Source organism: Streptomyces monashensis (genome assembly GCF_001866665.1).
Classification (GTDB): Bacteria; Actinomycetota; Actinomycetes; order Streptomycetales; family Streptomycetaceae; genus Streptomyces; species Streptomyces monashensis.
Window position 1 is genome coordinate 1 of the sequence record NZ_MLYO01000128.1, and the last position, 17,076, is coordinate 17,076.

The 17,076-nt window shown below is 71.8% G+C and carries 17 protein-coding genes and 1 tRNA gene; 9 read left to right on the plus strand and 9 right to left on the minus strand.

Translation table 11 applies throughout. From position 1 onward, the window contains the following. A partial coding sequence (locus BIV23_RS44145; RefSeq protein WP_177240256.1) for a M6 family metalloprotease domain-containing protein occupies nt 1-791 on the minus strand: 791 nt, incomplete at its 3' end. A gap of 326 nt (nt 792-1,117) precedes the next feature. Between BIV23_RS44145 and BIV23_RS44150 the strand changes: the two genes are divergently transcribed. After that, nucleotides 1,118-2,947, plus strand: a complete 1,830-nt coding sequence (locus BIV23_RS44150; RefSeq protein WP_071386640.1) for a putative bifunctional diguanylate cyclase/phosphodiesterase — start codon at nt 1,118-1,120, stop codon at nt 2,945-2,947. A gap of 45 nt (nt 2,948-2,992) precedes the next feature. Here the strand turns inward: BIV23_RS44150 and BIV23_RS44155 are convergent, their stop codons facing one another. The 3 genes from BIV23_RS44155 to BIV23_RS44165 form a co-directional block, all read right to left on the minus strand. Then, nucleotides 2,993-4,090, minus strand: a complete 1,098-nt coding sequence (locus tag BIV23_RS44155) for an LLM class flavin-dependent oxidoreductase (RefSeq protein ID WP_071386641.1) — start codon at nt 4,088-4,090, stop codon at nt 2,993-2,995. A gap of 140 nt (nt 4,091-4,230) precedes the next feature. Beyond that, nucleotides 4,231-4,962 (minus strand): maleate cis-trans isomerase family protein, encoded by a 732-nt coding sequence (locus BIV23_RS44160; RefSeq protein WP_071386642.1) that lies wholly within the window; start codon nt 4,960-4,962, stop codon nt 4,231-4,233. 32 nt (nt 4,963-4,994) lie between these two features. Further along, the gene (locus tag BIV23_RS44165) at nt 4,995-5,789 is read right to left on the minus strand and encodes a maleate cis-trans isomerase family protein (RefSeq protein WP_071386643.1); all 795 of its coding nucleotides are present in this window, start codon (nt 5,787-5,789) and stop codon (nt 4,995-4,997) included. 182 nt (nt 5,790-5,971) lie between these two features. Between BIV23_RS44165 and BIV23_RS44170 the strand changes: the two genes are divergently transcribed. After that, on the plus strand, nt 5,972-6,931 hold the full coding sequence (locus tag BIV23_RS44170; protein ID WP_071386644.1) for a D-2-hydroxyacid dehydrogenase: 960 nt from the start codon (nt 5,972-5,974) through the stop codon (nt 6,929-6,931). 16 nt (nt 6,932-6,947) lie between these two features. After that, nucleotides 6,948-8,354: an amidase gene (locus tag BIV23_RS44175; protein WP_071386645.1), complete on the plus strand. Its 1,407-nt coding sequence runs from the start codon at nt 6,948-6,950 to the stop codon at nt 8,352-8,354. On the opposite strand, the gene BIV23_RS44180 is transcribed toward BIV23_RS44175, so the two are convergent. Continuing rightward, complete coding sequence (locus BIV23_RS44180) at nt 8,335-8,829, minus strand: DUF3830 family protein (RefSeq protein ID WP_071386646.1); 495 nt, start codon at nt 8,827-8,829, stop codon at nt 8,335-8,337. The two genes, BIV23_RS44175 and BIV23_RS44180, sit on opposite strands and share 20 nt — an antisense overlap. Before the next feature lie 324 nt (nt 8,830-9,153). Between BIV23_RS44180 and ehuB the strand changes: the two genes are divergently transcribed. The 6 genes from ehuB to BIV23_RS44210 all read left to right on the plus strand — a co-directional run bounded on the left by ehuB (nt 9,154) and on the right by BIV23_RS44210 (nt 13,378). Continuing rightward, nucleotides 9,154-10,053: an ectoine/hydroxyectoine ABC transporter substrate-binding protein EhuB gene (ehuB, locus tag BIV23_RS44185; RefSeq protein WP_071386647.1), complete on the plus strand. Its 900-nt coding sequence runs from the start codon at nt 9,154-9,156 to the stop codon at nt 10,051-10,053. 15 nt (nt 10,054-10,068) lie between these two features. Next, nucleotides 10,069-10,812 carry an ectoine/hydroxyectoine ABC transporter permease subunit EhuC gene (gene ehuC / locus BIV23_RS44190; RefSeq protein WP_071386648.1) on the plus strand — a complete coding sequence of 248 codons (744 nt, stop codon included), beginning with the start codon at nt 10,069-10,071 and terminating at the stop codon, nt 10,810-10,812. A gap of 23 nt (nt 10,813-10,835) precedes the next feature. Continuing rightward, nucleotides 10,836-11,453 (plus strand): ectoine/hydroxyectoine ABC transporter permease subunit EhuD, encoded by a 618-nt coding sequence (gene ehuD, locus BIV23_RS44195; protein WP_177240258.1) that lies wholly within the window; start codon nt 10,836-10,838, stop codon nt 11,451-11,453. After that, nucleotides 11,443-12,270: an ectoine/hydroxyectoine ABC transporter ATP-binding protein EhuA gene (gene ehuA / locus BIV23_RS44200; protein WP_079173810.1), complete on the plus strand. Its 828-nt coding sequence runs from the start codon at nt 11,443-11,445 to the stop codon at nt 12,268-12,270. Before ehuD ends, ehuA begins: the two co-directional genes overlap by 11 nt. 175 nt (nt 12,271-12,445) lie before the next feature. Then, nucleotides 12,446-13,204, plus strand: coding sequence for an IclR family transcriptional regulator (locus BIV23_RS44205; RefSeq protein WP_071386650.1), 759 nt, complete (start codon nt 12,446-12,448; stop codon nt 13,202-13,204). 100 nt (nt 13,205-13,304) lie between these two features. Beyond that, nucleotides 13,305-13,378, plus strand: a tRNA-Lys gene (locus BIV23_RS44210). A gap of 52 nt (nt 13,379-13,430) precedes the next feature. Here the strand turns inward: BIV23_RS44210 and BIV23_RS44215 are convergent. The 4 genes from BIV23_RS44215 to BIV23_RS44230 all read right to left on the minus strand — a co-directional run bounded on the left by BIV23_RS44215 (nt 13,431) and on the right by BIV23_RS44230 (nt 16,872). After that, nucleotides 13,431-13,892 (minus strand): DUF3592 domain-containing protein, encoded by a 462-nt coding sequence (locus tag BIV23_RS44215; protein WP_071386651.1) that lies wholly within the window; start codon nt 13,890-13,892, stop codon nt 13,431-13,433. A gap of 89 nt (nt 13,893-13,981) precedes the next feature. Further along, the gene (locus tag BIV23_RS44220; RefSeq protein WP_071386652.1) at nt 13,982-14,596 is read right to left on the minus strand and encodes a lytic polysaccharide monooxygenase auxiliary activity family 9 protein; all 615 of its coding nucleotides are present in this window, start codon (nt 14,594-14,596) and stop codon (nt 13,982-13,984) included. Nucleotides 14,597-14,717: 121 nt separating this feature from the next. Continuing rightward, nucleotides 14,718-15,806, minus strand: coding sequence for an SPFH domain-containing protein (locus BIV23_RS44225; RefSeq protein WP_071386653.1), 1,089 nt, complete (start codon nt 15,804-15,806; stop codon nt 14,718-14,720). Between the two features lie 34 nt (nt 15,807-15,840). Then, nucleotides 15,841-16,872 (minus strand): peptidoglycan-binding protein, encoded by a 1,032-nt coding sequence (locus tag BIV23_RS44230; RefSeq protein ID WP_079173811.1) that lies wholly within the window; start codon nt 16,870-16,872, stop codon nt 15,841-15,843. Nucleotides 16,873-17,076 lie beyond the last annotated feature (204 nt).

The following is a 17,076-nucleotide window of genomic DNA, read 5'->3' on the forward strand; positions in this document are numbered from 1 at the left end:
TCCAGCCAGCCCAGTTTCCACTTGTGCCACGCGAACAGGTCGGGCGCGAGGCCGAACTGACTTCCCATCAGATCCCAGTCGCCGACGTAGGTGTCCCAGTCGCCCTTGCCGTCGACCGGGCGGTGGTAGAGGTCCGGCAGGTCGAAGACATGGCCGGTCTCGTGGGCGAGGACCAGCCGGTCCGGCGGGTGCTTCTCGAAGACCGTGACGACCCGGCGGACGTCCGTGCCGTCCACGTGGATCGGCGTGTCGAGGTTCACGACCTTCGTGGCGTCCGAGTCGACGCCGGGCGCGTCCGGGTCGGCGACCAGGTACACGACCTGGTAGCGGGAGAAGTCCACGTCCTTGTCGGCCGCCGCGAACGCGTCCCGCAGGTAGGTGCCGCGTTTCTCGGCGCTCCAGTCGCGCTTCATGGCGTACGCCGTGGACGGCTTCGGCATGCGCAGCCAGTGGTTCACCGGGTGGGCGCGCAGGGTGAAGCGGCCGTAGGAGGCCTGCTCGTAGTAGCGGCTGGTGGCCGGGAAGTGATCGGCCGTCAGCCGGGCGGGGGTCAGCCGGGGGATGGCGTCCGGGAAGGAGAGGAAGACGAGGACGGCGTCGAGGGTGCCGGTCGGGTGGGTGTAGTCCGGGTTCCAGGAGTCCAGGCCCTCCGAGTGGTGGTCGTCGGTGCGGTGCAGGACGCAGGGGGTGGTGGAGAAGGGCTCGGCGGCCGAGGGGCTGCCGAGGATCGAGGTGGCGGCGAGCGCCGACAGCGTGGTGCACACGGCGGCGGTGCTGCGCAGCTTGGGCACGGACGTCACCTCCGGATGCGAATCAGGGACCCGTCCTCCAGATTGATGTTATTTGTTGCGCTATGCCCTGTTTATCTGCACCGGAAGGGTGAGCGCGCCCCGCCGCGCACCGGCGCACCCCGGCGCTCGACACCCCGTGTCACTCACGGAACGTCACAACTGGTCGGCGGCTCGAAGAACCCGCCCAGGTGCGGGCAGAAACGATCTGTCAGAACCCTTGCTCGATCCGGGACACTGGAGAGTGGCTGGAAGGGCCCGGGGCCAGCCTCTATGATCGGCACACTTTCCGGCACGGACAGAGATCGAGTGCACTGCGGGAGCGAGCGGTGAGCGGAACGTCCGAAGGGCCGACGCCCGCGGCAGACCTCGACCGGTCAGCCGTTACAGACAGTGACCACACCTTCTATCACCGTGTCTTCGCGGCGGCCCCGCTCGCCATGGCCGTCGTGGACCGCGCGGGACTCGTCGTCCGCTCCAACGCGGCCTTCGGGGAGCTCCTCGGCGCGTCCGCGGACACCCCCCTCACCGGCCGGGTCGCCGCCGATCTGGTGGACCTGGCCTCGGACGCCCGCAGTTGGCACGCCTACCGCGAGGTCCTGCGCGGCCGGCAGGCCCGGCTGCGCTGCACCCGCCGGCTCAAACACCCCGAGGGGCACTCGGTATGGGTGCAGGTCACCGTGTCGCCGCTCGCGGGCGACGACCCCTCGGCGCCGTACAGCGGCACGGAGCCCGGGGTGCTGCTGTCGGTCGCGGACATCAGCGCCCGTCGTGAACTCCAGGCGCGGTTGCGGCACTTGCAGATGCACGACCCGGTGACCCGGCTGCCCAACCGCACGCTCTTCTTCGAGCGGCTCTCGGGCGCGCTGGAGGCGGAGTCGTACGAGCAGAGCGGCACCGGGCGGATCGGCCTGTGCTATCTGGACCTCGACGGCTTCAAGGCCGTCAACGACACCCTCGGCCACCGCGTCGGCGACCGGCTGCTCGCGGCCGTCGCCGAACGGCTGACCCGGGTCGCCGACGAGGCGGGGTACGCCCGCGCCATGACCCCCCTGGTGGCCCGGCTCGGCGGTGACGAGTTCGCGCTGCTGGTCGAGGACTCCACCGGCACCGAACAGCTCGCCGATCTCGCCGAGTCGGCGCTGAAGGCCCTGGAGGACCCCTTCGACCTGGCCGGACAGCGGCTGTCGCTGACCGCGTCCATCGGGGTGGTGGAGCGCCACGCGGCGGGGACGACGGCCACCGGTCTCATGCAGGCGGCGGACACGACCCTGTACTGGGCGAAGGCCGACGGCAAGGGCCGCTGGACCCTGTTCGACCCCGAGCGCAACGCGCACCGGATGACCCGGCAGGCCCTGTCCTCCACCCTGCGCCCCGCCATCGAGCGCGGTGAATTCGCCCTCGAGTACCAGCCGTTGGTCGGCATGGAGGACGGCCGGCTGTCCGGGGTCGAGGCACTGGTGCGCTGGCATCACCCGCAGTTCGGCACGCTGACGCCGAATCGGTTCATCGGACTGGCCGAGGAGGACGGCTCGATCGTCCAGCTCGGCCGCTGGGCGCTGAACACCGCCTGCCGGCAGGCCCGCCGCTGGCAGCTGGACCACCCCGGCGAGCCGCCCATCTTCGTCAGCGTCAACGTGGCCGTGCGGCAGGTGTGGGACTCCGACCTGGTCGCCGACGTGGCACAGGTGCTCGCCGAGACCGGGCTCGCGCCGCATCTGCTCCAGCTGGAGCTGACCGAGTCGGCGGTGATGGGCTCGGCGGGCCGCCCGCTCCAGGCCCTCCAGGCCCTCAGCGACATGGGCGTGCGCATCGCCATCGACGACTTCGGCACCGGCTACTCCAACCTCGCCTACCTCAGCAGGCTTCCGGTCTCCACGCTGAAGCTGGACGGCTCCTTCGTGCGCGGCTTCCAGTACGAGGGCGACCAGAAGGCGATCGCGCCCAACCCGGCGGACGAGGTCATCGTCGAGGCGATGATCCAGCTGGCGCACCGGCTCGGCATCACGGTCACCGCCGAGTGCGTGGAGACCTCCGCGCAGGCCACCCGGCTGCGCCGGATCGGCTGCGACACCGGACAGGGCTGGCTGTACTCCCGCCCGGTGCCGCCGGATCGCATCTCCGAGCTGCTCGGCACCGACGTCTGCCCCCGGCCCTGACCGTCGCGGCCGGCCCGGCCGTCCCGCGCCCTCGCGACCGCGGCGTCAGGCCTGCGGCAGTCCGTAGGCGTCGGCGATCAACTCGTAGGAGCGCAGCCGCAGTTCGCCGCGGTGGGCGTGGGAGACGAGCATCAGCTCGTCGGCGCCGGTGCGCTTGTGCAGGTCGTCCAGGCCGGAGCGGACCTCGTCGGCGGTGCCGTGCACGATGTTGGCCGTCCAGGAGCCGATGAACTCCTCCTCCATCGGGGTGAACTCGTGCTTCTCGGCCTCGGCCGGGTCGGGGAAGAGACCGGGGCGGCCGGTGCGCAGCCGGAGCATGTTCAGGGCCATCGCCCGGGTCTGGCGGCGGGCCTCGCGCGGGTCGTCCGTGGCGAGCGTGGACACGCCGATGAGGGCGTACGGCTCGTCGAGGACCGCGGAGGGCCGGAAGGTCTCGCGGTACAGGTCGAGGGCCGGGACGGTGTTCTGCGCGGAGAAGTGGTGCGCGAAGGCGAAGGGCAGGCCCAGCATCGCGGCGAGGCGCGCGCTGAAGCCGGAGGAGCCGAGCAGCCAGATCGGCGGCCGGTGCGGGGACTGGACGCCGCCGGGGCTGGTGGCCTGGACGGGGCCCGGGATGGCGTGGATACGGCCGTACGGATGCCCGTCGGGGAAGTCGTCGTCCAGGAAGCGGGTCAGCTCGGCGAGCTGCTGCGGGAAGTCGTCGGCGCCTTCGCTCAGGGTGTCGCTGCGGCGCAGGGCCGCGGCGGTGGCGCCGTCCGTGCCCGGCGCCCGGCCGAGGCCCAGGTCGACGCGGCCCGGGGCCATCGCCTCCAGCGTGCCGAACTGCTCGGCGATGACGAGCGGCGCGTGGTTGGGCAGCATGACGCCGCCCGAGCCGAGCCGGATGCGCTCGGTGTGGGCGGCGAGGTGGGCGAGGATCACCGCGGGCGAGGAGGAGGCGACGCCGGGCATGGAGTGGTGCTCGGCCACCCAGTACCGGGTGAAGCCCCGGGCCTCCGCGTACCGGGACAGCTCGACGCTGGTGCGCAGGGCGTCGCCCGCCGTGCTGCCCGCGCCGACGGTCACCAGGTCCAGTACGGAGAGGGGGACGGGGGCGCTCCCGTGCGTCGTGCCCCGGATCTCGTCTGCCTCGTCTGCCGACACGGTGTGGCCTCCTGTGGAATGGGCGTGAGCTGTGCGTCCGCCCATAACAGGAGGCACTCTCCGGTTATTCCGGCCTCTCGTGCCGCCCTCTCGCACCGACCTCTCGCACCGACCTCTCGTGCCGCTCCCCCGCTCCGGACTCAGACCTGGACGATCGGTTCGCGCGTGAACAGGGTCCCGAGCCTCGGCGCGTTCACCCGCCGGTCCGCCAGCCGCAGCCCCTCCCACACGGTCACCTGGTTGGCCGTGAGCACCGGCTTGCCCAGCTCCTTCTCCAGCCGCGGCAGAAACGCGGCCGTGTGCAGGGCCGTGTCCGGGAGCAGGACCGCCTGCGCGCCGGAGCCGTCGGCCGCGCGGGCCAGCGCCAGCACCTCCTTCTCCCCCCACGTGCCGACCTCGGCCGCCGTGATGATCCCGGACGGGCGCACCGCCGTCACCTCCAGACCACCGGCCCGCAGGAAGTCCGCGAACAGCCCGGCGACGTCCTCCGGGTAGGTCGCGCCGACGGCGACCCGCCGCACCCCGATCTCCTGGGCCGCGTGCACGAAGGCGAACGAGGTCGAGGAGGCGGGCATCCCGGCCACCTGCGCGAGGGCGCGCACCTGGTCACGGGCGCCGTCCCAGCCGTGCACGAAGCTGCCGCTGGTGCACGCCCACACCACCGTCTCCGCGCCCGTCAGCCGTAGCTGGGCCATCCCCGCCGCGAGCCGCTCCCGCGAGCCCATCGCGCGCAGCGCGTCCACCCGGTGCGCGTCCTCGCCGATGTCGGTGTGGACCAGGTCCAGCCGGACGTCGCTGCCGAGGAGCTGCTCGATGCGCGGGTAGTCGTCCTCGCCGGAGTGGCCGGGGTAGAGGAATCCGAGTGCGGTCATGTCCGTCCTTTTCCGTATTCCTGATTCCTGCTTCAGTATTCCTGCGTCTCCTCCGGCAGTACCGGCGGTACGGGCGGCGGCCACACCCGCGCCGACTCGTCGAGCAGCGCCTGATACGGCCCCACCGCTCGGGTACCCAGCCTGCGCAGCGCCGCCCACATCGTGACCTGGTTGGCGGACAGCACCGGGATGCGCAGCTCGGCCTCCAGCTGGGGGATCACGTCGTACGTCGGCAGGTTGGTGCAGGAGATGAACAGCGCGTCGGCCCGGCCGGGGCGGACGGCCTGCCGGGCCATGGCGACCACGTCCCGGTACGGGACCCGCCAGATCTCCCGGGTCAGCCCCATGAAGGCGCACCCGGTGACCAGCACCCCGGCCTCGGCGACGAACTCCTCCAGCACCCGGGTGACGGACACCGTGTACGGCGTGACCAGCGCGACCCGGCGCACGTCCAGCTCGGCGAGCGCCTCCAGCAGCGCCCCGGACGTCGTCACCGAGGGCGGGGCGCCGGCCAGGCTCATCGCCGCGCACATCGCCCGCTCCCCGGCCACCCCGCCGACGAAGCTGCCCGAGGCGCAGGCGTAGGCGACGACCTCGGGGGCGACGGCGGTGAGCGCGCGGACCGCGTCGCCGAGGGTCTCGTGCTCGCTGACCAGCCGGGCCAGGTCCAGGCTCACCTCGACCGGTACGAACGGCGTGCGGGTCAGATGCAGCGACACCTCGTCGGGCACCCAGCGCCACAGCTCCCGGTCGAGGGCGAAGTCAAAAGGGGCGACGACCCCCACACCGCGCTGCGGACAGGGTCCGCCCAGAAAGGAAACGTCCATGGCAGGCTCCGGCCTCATGACAGGTGGACGAGTGGACGAGTGGAAGCGAACAGCGGCGGGCGAGCGGGCAACGGATCGCGAGTACGCCCGTGTTGACGAAGGTAGGTTCGGGTGCGAGCGTGGTCAATCCGCGCATAATGCGCGGACGATCCGTGCACGTCAGACGCCCGGAGCCGCCCCGTATGACGACCCTTCCCACGCGTCCCACGCTGCTCGTCCTGGACGCCGAGCCCCTCCCGCGCCTCGGCCGCCTCACCGGTCGCGCCCGTGTCGTGCACACCGGCGCGGACCGGCTGGCCGAGCGGCTGCCGCAGGCGGACGTGCTGCTGGTCTGGGACTTCACCTCGCACGCGGTCCGCGAGGCCTGGCCGGGTGAGGGGCCCCGGCCGCGCTGGGTGCACACGGCGAGCGCGGGTGTGGAGCATCTGATGTGCCCGGAGCTGGCCGCGTCCGACACCGTCGTGACCAACGCGCGCGGGATCTTCGACCAGCCGATCGCCGAGTACGTGGCGGCGCTGGTGCTGGCCGTGGCCAAGGATCTGCCGCGCACGCTGGAGCACCAGCGGGAGCGGGCCTGGCGGCACCGGGAGAGCCGGCGGGTGGCGGGCACGCGCGCGTGCGTGGTCGGCTCGGGCCCGATCGGCCGGGCGATCGTAGGGACCCTGAAGGCGCTCGGCGTGACGACGGCGCTGGTCGGGCGGACCCCGCGGACCGGCATCCACGGCCCGGCCGACCTGGACCGGCTGGTCTCGCGCGCGGACTGGGTGATCGCGGCCGCGCCGCTCACCGAGCAGACGCACCACATGTTCGACGCCCACCGCTTCGGCGTGATGCAGCCGTCCGCGTTCTTCGTGAACGTCGGCCGCGGCGCGCTGGTGGACGAGGACGCCCTGGCCCAGGCCCTGACCCGGCGGTGGATCGCGGGCGCGGCCCTCGACGTGTTCACGGCCGAGCCCCTCCCCGAGGACAGCCCGCTGTGGGGCCTGCCCGGGCTGATCGTCTCCCCGCACATGAGCGGCGACACGGTCGGCTGGCGCGACGAACTGGGCAAGCAGTTCGTGGAGTTGTACGAGCGGTGGGCCGCGGGCAGATCACTGGTGAACGTGGTCGACAAGAAGCGCGGCTACGTCCCCGGGCACTGAACCTCCAGGAGGGTGCATGCAGCTCACCGACCTGACCGCCGTCCAGCTCCTCGACGGATACCGCAAGGGCGAGTTCAGTCCCGTGGAGGCGACCGAACAGGCGCTGGAACGGGCCCGGCGGATCCAGCCGGAGGTGAACGCGTTCGTCCGGCTCACCGAGGAGGACGCGCTCGCGCGGGCCCGGGAGGCGCAGGCGCGCTGGCGGCGGGGTGAGCCGGCGGGGCTGCTCGACGGGGTCCCGGTGACGGTGAAGGACATCCTCCTGCTGCGCGGCCACCCGACCCTGCGCGGCTCCTCGACCGTCCCCGAGCAGGGAGGCTGGGCCGAGGACGCTCCCTCGGTGGCCCGGCTGCGCGAGCACGGCGCGGTGTTCCTCGGCAAGACCACGACCCCCGAGTTCGGCTGGAAGGGCGTGACGGACTCCCCGCTGTCGGGGATCACCCGCAACCCGCACGACCCGTCCCGGACCAGCGGCGGGTCCAGCGGCGGCAGCGCGGCCGCCGTCGCGCTCGGCGCGGGCCCGCTGTCGCTGGGCACGGACGGCGGCGGCAGCATCCGGATCCCGGCCGCGTTCTGCGGGATCTTCGGCCTGAAGCCGACCTACGGCAGGGTGCCCCTGTACCCGGCGAGCGCGTTCGGCACGCTGTCGCACGTGGGCCCGATGACCCGGGACGCGGCCGACGCGGCGCTGCTGCTGGACGTGATCGGCGCCCCCGACCCGCGCGACTGGTCGGCCCTGCCGCCCGCACCGGGCTCCTTCACGGAAGGCCTGGCGGGCGGGGTGCGCGGTCTGCGGGTGGCGTACTCGCCGTCGCTGGGCGGCCAGGTGGCGGTCGATCCGCAGGTCGCGGCGGCGGTCCGGCGGGCGGTGGCCCGGCTCGCCGACCTCGGCGCGTACGTCGAGGAGACCGACCCCGACTTCAGCGACCCGGTGGAGGCGTTCCACACCCTGTGGTTCAGCGGCGCGGCCCGGCTCACCGAGCGCTTCTCCCCGCGCAAGCGGCAGCTGCTGGACCCCGGGCTGCGGGAGATCTGCGTCCAGGGCGCCCGCCGCAGCGCGCTGGACTATCTGGCCGCGGTGGACGTCCGCATGGACCTCGGGCGGCGCATGGGGCGCTTCCACGAGGCGTACGACCTGCTGGTGACGCCGACGCTGCCGGTCACGGCGTTCGAGGCGGGCGAGGAGGTGCCGAAGGGGGCGGCGCACCGCCGCTGGACCGGCTGGACCCCCTTCACCTACCCCTTCAACCTGACCCAGCAGCCCGCCGCGACGGTCCCGGTGGGCACGGACGGGGCCGGGCTGCCGGTGGGGATGCAGCTCGTCGCGGCCCGGCACCGGGACGACCTGGTGCTGCGGGCCGCGCACGCGCTGTACGAGGCGGGGATCGCCTCGTCCGCGGCCGTCACGCCCGCCGGAAGCTGAGCGTCTCCCCCGCCGCGCCGGTCCGCCACAGGTCGTTGCAGGCCTCGGCCATCCGGTCGAGGCCGTCGGTCACCTGGCCCCAGACGATCCCGGGCACCCAGCCCACGTCCCCGTTGAGCAGCAGGTTGTTGCGCTCGTAGAACAGGGCCAGGTCGACGACGGTGCTGCCGGGGCGGACCTCGCGGTCGTAGCCGTAGGCCTTCGTGCCCAGCTCGGCGCCCGCGAAGGAGAAGTAACAGAGGTCGCCGGGAATCGGGGTGACCGTCGGGTTCTCCAGTGGGGGTTCCGTCGAGGCGAACGGCGGGAAGAGGGCGTAGATCTCGTTGCGCGCGTACTTGGCGTGGTAGACGTCGCCGGACAGGGGCAGGGCCTGCCAGACGGCCTCGCAGGTCAGGGGCGCGCGATCGGTCAGGAGGCGGGCCGTGCAGCGGACCCCTCGCCGGGCGAGCGCGACTTCGACATGACGTTCTGCCATTCCGCCTCCTTCGGGTTCCCTTCCGGTGCGCCTGCCCGGTCCGCGACCGTCGCAAGCACCCGCGAGTCCGTCCCAATACCCCCTCGGGCAACTCCCCTAACTCGCGATTCGGACCCTGACGCTCGCTGCGCGACCCATATGTCCGGAAGATCGTGCCGCGCACGGCCAGGAACGAGGCGACCACGGCTGGACACGGAACGGGATCGTGTAGATCACGTTTTGATGACACCCCTGAACTCACCGCATAGTTCCCGGAGATCGGGCAGGCGCCACCACCGGTTTACGGCCAGACCTGGCAAGGCTCTCTCTGGAGGTTGCACGCCCATGTCCGAGTTCCCGAACCTGTCCCGCCGGGGTTTCCTCAGCAGAAGCGCGGCCGTCGGAGGTCTGCTCACCGTCCCCGGACTCCTGACCGCCTGCACCAAGACGGACACCGGCACCGACGGGAGCTCGAAGCTGGCGCAGCTGAAGAAGCAGGGCTATGTGAAGGTGGCCTACGCCAACGAGGCCCCCTACGGCTATGAGGAGAACGGGCAGCTCAAGGGCGAGGCGCCCACCCTGCACCGGGAGATCTTCAAGGCCCTGGGCGTCGACGAGCTGCGCCCGACCTTCTCCGAGTGGGACGGGCTGATCCCGGGGTTGCAGGCCGGCAAGTACGACGTGATCAGCGCCGGCATGGCGATCATCCCGGACCGCTGTGCGAAGGCGCTGTTCTCCGAGCCGGAGTTCATCTCGCCGACCGCGATGATGGTGAAGAAGGGCAACCCGAAGCACCTGACCGACCTGGCGTCGGCGAAGAAGGCCGGGGTCACCGTCGGAGTGATGTCGGGCGCGGTCGAGAAGAGTTACGCCACCGCGGCCGGGATCTCCGAGGGCGACATCAAGACGCTGCAGAAGCCGCAGGACGGAGCGGACGCGGTCAAGGGCGGCCGCATCGACGCGTTCCTGCTGACCAGCATCTCGCTGAACTGGCTGGCGAAGAACAACAGCGACCTGGAGGTCATCACGCCCTTCATACCGGAAATCGGCGGCAAGAAGGAGTACAGCCCGGGCGGCGCCGTCTTCCGCAAGGGCAACGAGGAACTGCGAGACGCCTTCAACGCCCAGCTGAAGAAGATCACTTCGGACCCGGCGCGCTATGTGCGGCTCATCGGGCAGTACGGATTCGGCAGGGAGACCATCCCGCCGGCCGGCCTGAAGACCGCCGACCTGTGCAAGGGCTGACGGTGACGCCTGCCCATGGGTGACTTCTACTCCTATTTCTTCGGCCACCTGCCGGACGTGTGGTCGGGGCTGGCGGTCACGCTCGAGGCGACGGTCCTCGGCTCGGCCGTCGCCCTCACCCTGTCCTTCGTGTTCGGCTTCATGGCCAACAGCCGGCCCGTGCTCGTGCGCGGAGCGTCGCGGGTGATCGTGGAGTTCTTCCGCGGGACCTCGCTGTACGTCCAGCTCTTCTGGCTGTTCTACGCCTTCCCGCTCCTGTTCGGCTACCAGCTCTCGCCGCTGTTCTGCGGTGTACTGGCCTTCGGCATGAACTACGGCGCGTACGGCTCCGAGGTGGTGCGCGGCGCGCTCAACGCCGTACCGCGAGCGCAGTGGGAGGCAGCCGTCGCGCTGAACATGACACCGTTTCAGCGGATGCGCCGAGTGATCCTGCCGCAGGCGTGGGTGCAGATGATCCCGCCGTTCACCAACCTGTTGATCCAGCTGGTCAAGTGCACCCCGCTCCTGTGGCTGATCCAGGCGGCCGACCTGACGACGGTGGTCCAGCAGATGCGGGACCGCACCGGCGAGACGACCTGGGCGTACCTGACGCTGCTGGTGCTGTACTTCGTCCTCGCCTACGCCCTGACGCTGCTGATGAACGCCCTGGAGCGGCACGCCGCGGTCCGGCTCGGCCGGCGCCCGGCCGCCCGCTCCCTGCTGCGCTCCCGCAGCGCGGAAGGGGCCCGGAGGTCCGAGACGGCGGGAGGTGCCCGGTGAACTACACCTGGGACTGGGGCGCGATGCGGCAGGCGCTGCCCCTGCTGCTGACGGGTTTCGAGACGACGCTGCTGGCCACGGTCCTCGGCATCCTGGTGGCCGCCGTGCTCGGGCTGGTCGTCGCCATGCTGGGCCGGGCGCCGACCCGGTTGGTGACCATTCCGGTGCGGGCCGTGACCGAGTTCGTACGGTCCACCCCGCTGCTGGTGCAGCTGGTCGGCGCCTACGCGGTCTTCAACACGGTCAGACCGCTGACCATCGGTATCGCGGTGCTCGGCATCCACTACGCCTCCTACCTGTCGGAGGTGTACCGGGCGGGCATCGACGCCGTGCCCAGGGGTCAGTGGGAGGCCTGCCGGGCGCTCTCGTTGTCGCCGCGCCGCACCTGGCAGGCGGTGATCCTTCCGCAGGCGGTGCGCAACGTACTGCCCGCACTGGGCAACTACGGCATCTCCATGTTCAAGGAGACCCCGTTCCTGGCCGTCATCACCGTCACGGAGATGGTCGCCCAGGCCCGGGAGTACGGGGCGAACCACTTCGTCTACGCCGAGACGTTCACCCTCGCGGGCCTGATCTTCCTTGTGGCGAGTTACCCCACCTCGCTTCTGATGAGAAAACTGGAGAAGCGCCTTGGCCACTGATCCCCTGCAGAAGCCGGACACCGAGCACCGCGCGCAGGACACCGTCGCGGCGGGCCACCTGATCGAGTTCGACCAGGTGGTCAAGCGCTACGGCGACCACGTCGTGCTCGACCACCTGGACTTCACGGTCGAACGCGGTCGGCATGTGACCCTGATCGGGCCGAGTGGTTCCGGCAAGACCACCATCCTGCGGCTGCTGATGACCCTGGAGCGGATCAGCGAGGGCCTGATCCTGGTGGGCGGTCGCCCGCTGTCCCACATGGCCGGCCCGAACGGCTCCCTCAAGCCGGCCGACGAGAAGTACCAGCGCGAGGTCCGCAAGAAGATCGGGATGGTCTTCCAGCAGTTCAACCTGTTTCCGAACATGAACGTGCTGCAGAACATCACCGAGGCCCCGGTCAGCGTTCTCGGCCTGGACCGCGCCGAGGCCGAGGAGCGCGCCGGGGAGCTCCTCGACATGGTGGGCCTCCGCGAGAAGATCACCGCGCACCCCACCCAGCTGTCCGGTGGTCAGCAGCAGCGCGTGGCGATCGCCCGGGCCCTCGCCATGCGGCCGGAGATCCTGCTCCTCGACGAGGTGACCTCGGCCCTGGATCCGGAGCTGGTGGCCGGGGTGCTCGACCTTCTCAGGGAGATCGCGCACACCACCGACATCACGATGCTCTGTGTGACCCACGAGATGGGTTTCGCCCGGGACATCTCCGACCAGGTCCTGATGTTCGACGGCGGCCGGGTCATCGAGTCGGGCCCGCCGGAGCGGATCTTCGGCGACCCGGAGCAGGAGCGCACCCGGGAATTCCTCAGCGCGGTCCTGTGACGGTGCCTTTGGCATATGCCAGGGGCTGGTACCGCAGTTGGGAGAGGGCAGAGGCGAGGACAGTGGACACCACAATCTCGCCAACACCCTCTCCCCAGGGGCCCTTTGCCCGATATCGTGGTACCGATCCGCCGACCGGAATTCGCGGCCAGACAGGCGAGCCAGGGGGAACACCGTGGCACTGACGCACGAGCCGACCGCCCCGTACCACTCGGCCCAGGACGCGCTGCGCGTGCTGGAGACCGTGGCGCGCCACTCCGCCGGGGTCACCGACACCGAGCTGGCCCGCGGCACCGGCCTCGGCACCGAGCGGCTCACCGCACTGCTGCGCATGCTGCGCCGCGAGGGATACGTCGAGCAGATCGGCGACGGGGCGTACGTCACGGGCGACACCCTGCGCCGGCTCACCTCGGCGCACGACCACGAGCGGGCCCTGGGCGAGAAGCTCCAGCACACCCTGGACCGGCTGCGCGACTCGGTCGGCGCGGCGGTCTACATGAGCCGGTACGTCGACGGCGAGGTCAGGGTCACCCAGTACGCCGCCGGCCCGGCCACCCCGGCGGTGAACGAATGGGTGGACTTCCGCTACTCCGCGCACGCCACCGCCGTCGGCAAGAGCCTGCTGACGCAGCTCGACCACAACGGCCGGCGCGACCATCTCTCCCGGCACCGGATGGCCCGCCTCACCTCGCGCACCATCACCAGCGACAAGCTGCTGCTCTCCCGCCTGGAGTCCCAGCCGCCGACGGTGCCGGTGCTCGACCTCCAGGAGTACGCGGTCGGCACGGTCTGCGCGGCCGTCCCGATCACCGCGGGCTCCTCGGTGGGCTGCCTCGCCCTGTCCCTCCCGGTGGAGCACGCGCACCGGCTGAAGCAGGCGGCGGACGCGCTCAACCGCAACGCGGCGCCGCTGCTGCTGTCGCTCACGCTCTGAGGGGCGCGGGAGGGGTGGTCACGAGCACCCTCCCGGACCAGGTAGTATTTTCTTCGTCGCCAGCCGCGGGAGACAGAATCCGGCGGAAGGCGAGAGTCATGCGCCGCTAGCTCAGTTGGTTAGAGCAGCTGACTCTTAATCAGCGGGTCCGGGGTTCGAGTCCCTGGCGGCGCACCGAAGAAGGGCCCTTCGCGAGAGCGAGGGGCCCTTCGGCGTCCCCGACGGGCTACGGCAGGAACCCGTCCGCGGCCGAGAACATCAGGTGGGCGCTGACCATGAAGGCGACGCAGCCCGCGATGAAGACCCCGAGGAACGCCAGCAGGCAGCCCGATTCGGCCACGAGTCTGCCGGGGGCCGGGGCCTGCGCGGTCGCGCGCTCGGGGCGCTCGGCCGCGTAGTGCACGGTGACGACGTCGCCCTCGACGACCGTCCCCGGCCCGTTGCTCTCCTCGAAGCGCACGGCGCGGCCCCCGCGGGTGGTGAACTCGTACACGTGATGCAGCGTCGTGCTGACGGAGGTCTCCCCGCCGCCGCTGGTCGTCGTGTACGTCCGCAGGCAGCGCGCCTCGGCCGTCAGTCCGCCGTTCCAGGCGGCGCGCACCTCCCGGGCCCGGCCGATCACCCTGACCAGGGCGCGGACCGCCATGGCGATCATGAGCGCCGGTACGACGTAGAACATCGCCTCCATGAGTCCCCCCGCATGCCGTGCACCGGCCCTGGTCGGCCGGCGTGGCAGGAACCTACCCACGCCGGCCGCGCCATGGGCTCAGGGGAAGCTCAGAACGTGACGTCCGAGCAGGCGTAGAACGCGTTGCCCGTGTCGGCGATCGTCCACACCGCGAGGATGACGTGGTGCCCGCTCAGCCCGCTCGGCAGGGTGCCGCTGTGGCTGAGGGTGGCCGGCGGGCGCTGGCCGTTGTACGGCACCGTCAGGAACGGGGTGAGATCGAGGTCCGAGCGGGACAGGGGGTGGTTCTGGTTCCAGCCCTGCTTGGTGACGTAGTACGTGAAGTCGGTCGTGGCGTGCATGGCGGTGAACTGCCAGCGGAAGGTGTACGTCTGGCCGCCCGTCACCCGGGTGGCGGGCCAGGCCCCGCCGGAGGGGGTGGTCGGCGAGCTGAGCTGGGCGAACCGGTCGAGGCCGCCGTTGCAGATCTGGCCGTCGGCGGGTCCGGCGGCCGGGAAGCCCTTGGGGCCCTCGACGCTCTGCGGCTCGTACTGGATGTCGCCGCAGTTCGTCACCGTGCCGTTGGCGCAGAGCTTCTGCCTGCTGATGGGGAGGTCGGTGTAGCCGTGCCCGCTGGCGCCGCCGGTGGAGAGCGCGAACGCGCCGGCGGTCACCACCCCGAGCACGACCGCGGCCATCGCCGGGAAATTGGTCTTGGTGCGCATGCTGCCGCTCCTCGAGAACGTGGGGAGTTCGGGTGAGCTGTGCAGGTGGTGCGGTTAGGTCTAGACCAAGTTTCAGGCTATTGCCGCCCTTTGAGCATGTCCATACCAATCGCAGCGTGGGCTACGCCGGCTCTCCGCGCCCCGAGCAGAAGGCGACCGTCAGGTCCCGCACCAGCGCCTTGCGCTCGTGGTCGTCGAGTTCCACCAGGCCGCGCCCGGTCAGCCGGGCCACCGTGTCCTCCACCGAGTCGACCACCGAGCTGAGCATGCGGGCCCGCTGCCGGGCGTCCAGCCGGGCGATGCGGCGCCGGTGCATCGCGTCGGCGATCTCGGGGGCGTACTCCACCCGGACCGGCTGGACCGAGAAGACGTCCAGGCCGACCGGCGCGCTCTCCGCCGCCACCAGCCGGGTCAGCGCGTCCCCGGCCTCCGTCATGCCGTCGCGGGCCTCGCCCTCCGGCTCCACGGGCACCCGGGCCAGCGCCGCCTCCACGCACGCGTGCAGGTACGTGTCGTAGTTCTCGACGCCGAACACCGCCCGCGCGGTGTCGCGGACCCGCCACACCACGAGGACCTGCACCCTGAGCCCCGAGCCGTCCGGATCCGCCGCCGCCATCTCCTCGCTGCGCCAGTGCCGCAGTCGCAGGTCCACCCCGTGGCGCGGCAGCAGCGGGTTCACCCACAGCAGCCCGGTGCGCCGGACGGTCCCCCGGTAGCGGCCGAACAGGCCGAGCACCCAGGCCCGTCCGGTGCGCCCGCGGGTCAGCCCGCCGAAGCCGAGCGCGCCCAGCATCCAGGCCCCGGCGTACGCGATCCACTGCGCCGGTCCGAGTCCCGCACCGGCGGGCACCGGCAGCCCCAGCGCGTGCGTCGCGAGCCGGGGCAGCAGCCCCGCCCACCACGTCGTCGCCACGCATCCGGCGATTCCGCACACCCCGGCGAGCACTCCGGCCGCCCCCGGCAGCACCCGCGCGGCGCGCTCGGCCAGCTCCGGGTCGACCTCCGGCAGCGGGCGGCGGCGCAGCGCGGCGGGCCTGGGCGGCACCTTCGCCGGATACGACGGGTCGGGGGTGCCGAGGAAGGGCTGCGGGACGGCGATCTCGGCGGTCGTCTCGTTCTGGACCAGCGGGCCCGGCAGGCCGCCCGGACCCACGGCGGCCTCCGGTCGCCCCTCGGACTCGGGCGGCGTGTGTGACGTGGTCGTACTCATTCGTACCTCCGGGGGACGAGTGGGGAGTTGCGGGTCAGGTGCCGGTCACGTGGTCCGGGCCGGCGGTCAGGAAGAGCCGGCGCCAGGTCTCCGGGCCCGGGTAGCCGTCCGCCGCGCCGCCCCGCCAGCCCTGGGCGCGCTGGAACGCCTCGACGGCACGGCGGTCCGCCTCGCTCCAGACCGGGCCGGGACCGGTGGCGTAGAACCTGCCGAACCCTTTCTCCACCAGCCGGCGGCCCAGTTGGGTGACGTGGTCGTTCTCCGCGCCCGGCAGGAAGAAGGCGCGGCCGGGGTAGCCGGGCACTCCGTGCGAGACGGGCCGGGCCGGGTGGCCGGCGGCGGCGGACCGGACGAGGAAGCGGGTCCCGCCCTTGCCGTCGGCCGCCGGGGCGCCCGCGGTGGCCGGGGTCACGCCCTTGTAGCGGTAGGGGACGTACTTGTCGGCGTTGCTCCAGTACGGGTACGGCGTGGGCTGGCTGCGGGCGTTCGGGGGTGTCTGCTCGTAGACCGTGTAGGAGCCGTGCGTGTAGTCGGTCCAGCCGCCGAAGATCACCACGTGGGAGCCCTTCTCGGGGTTGTCGGGATTGTGGTAGAGCAGGATGTCGCCGGGCTCCAGCTCCTCCTTGGTGATCTTCACGCCGAACGAGCCGAGACTGCCGGTCCACTCGTTGGTCCCGAGGTTCCAGGCCATGGAGACGTAGCCGGAGCAGTCCTGCCGGTACCCGTCGGACCAGTAGGTGCTCATGCTGTACGGCACCTTCGCCGTCACCCAGACCTTGGCCCGCTTGATGATCTCGGCCCGGGTGGTGGCGGGGACGTTGGCGGGGTTGGCGGGGCCGGCGCTCTTGCCGTGCAGCCCGGACCGGCCGCCCTGCGGGGTGTCGGGCCCGTTGTCCGCGGGGACGTGGGTGCGCTGGACGGCGGGCGGGACGACGGGGAGGGCGGCGGCCGGGGCGGCCGCGCCGAGGAGGGCGACCGCGGCGGCGGCGACGAGACCACAGGCGGCCGGGCGGCCGACCGGGCGTCCCGGCGGCGTACGGCGGCCCACGAACACCGGAGCGGTCATGAGATCTGCCTCACATTCAGAGGTAATTTGTCCGCGTGTGTGCACGTTGGTCAGTTTCCCAACTGTCCAGCGGGCCGCCACTTTGACGGTCCGAATGATGTACGCGGCCGCCCGGCACCACCTCCGGCCGTCCGGAGGTGGTCGAAGGCACCCCTCAAGGTCAGGTAGAGTTATCTCCGTCAGCAGGCGCCGCTAGCTCAGTTG

Bases quoted from the DNA above. Each gene is read 5' to 3' on its own strand.
- BIV23_RS44160 (WP_071386642.1), bottom strand. From the start codon at position 4,962: ATGACCGCACTCGGATTCCTCTACCCCGGCCACTCCGGCGAGGACGAC.
- BIV23_RS44165 (WP_071386643.1), bottom strand. From the start codon at position 5,789: ATGGACGTTTCCTTTCTGGGCGGACCCTGTCCGCAGCGCGGTGTGGGG.
- BIV23_RS44170 (WP_071386644.1), top strand. From the start codon at position 5,972: ATGACGACCCTTCCCACGCGTCCCACGCTGCTCGTCCTGGACGCCGAG.
- BIV23_RS44175 (WP_071386645.1), top strand. From the start codon at position 6,948: ATGCAGCTCACCGACCTGACCGCCGTCCAGCTCCTCGACGGATACCGC.
- BIV23_RS44180 (WP_071386646.1), bottom strand. From the start codon at position 8,829: ATGGCAGAACGTCATGTCGAAGTCGCGCTCGCCCGGCGAGGGGTCCGC.
- ehuB (WP_071386647.1), top strand. From the start codon at position 9,154: ATGTCCGAGTTCCCGAACCTGTCCCGCCGGGGTTTCCTCAGCAGAAGC.
- ehuC (WP_071386648.1), top strand. From the start codon at position 10,069: ATGGGTGACTTCTACTCCTATTTCTTCGGCCACCTGCCGGACGTGTGG.
- ehuD (WP_177240258.1), top strand. From the start codon at position 10,836: ATGCGGCAGGCGCTGCCCCTGCTGCTGACGGGTTTCGAGACGACGCTG.
- BIV23_RS44215 (WP_071386651.1), bottom strand. From the start codon at position 13,892: ATGGAGGCGATGTTCTACGTCGTACCGGCGCTCATGATCGCCATGGCG.
- BIV23_RS44220 (WP_071386652.1), bottom strand. From the start codon at position 14,596: ATGCGCACCAAGACCAATTTCCCGGCGATGGCCGCGGTCGTGCTCGGG.
- BIV23_RS44225 (WP_071386653.1), bottom strand. From the start codon at position 15,806: ATGAGTACGACCACGTCACACACGCCGCCCGAGTCCGAGGGGCGACCG.
- BIV23_RS44230 (WP_079173811.1), bottom strand. From the start codon at position 16,872: ATGACCGCTCCGGTGTTCGTGGGCCGCCGTACGCCGCCGGGACGCCCG.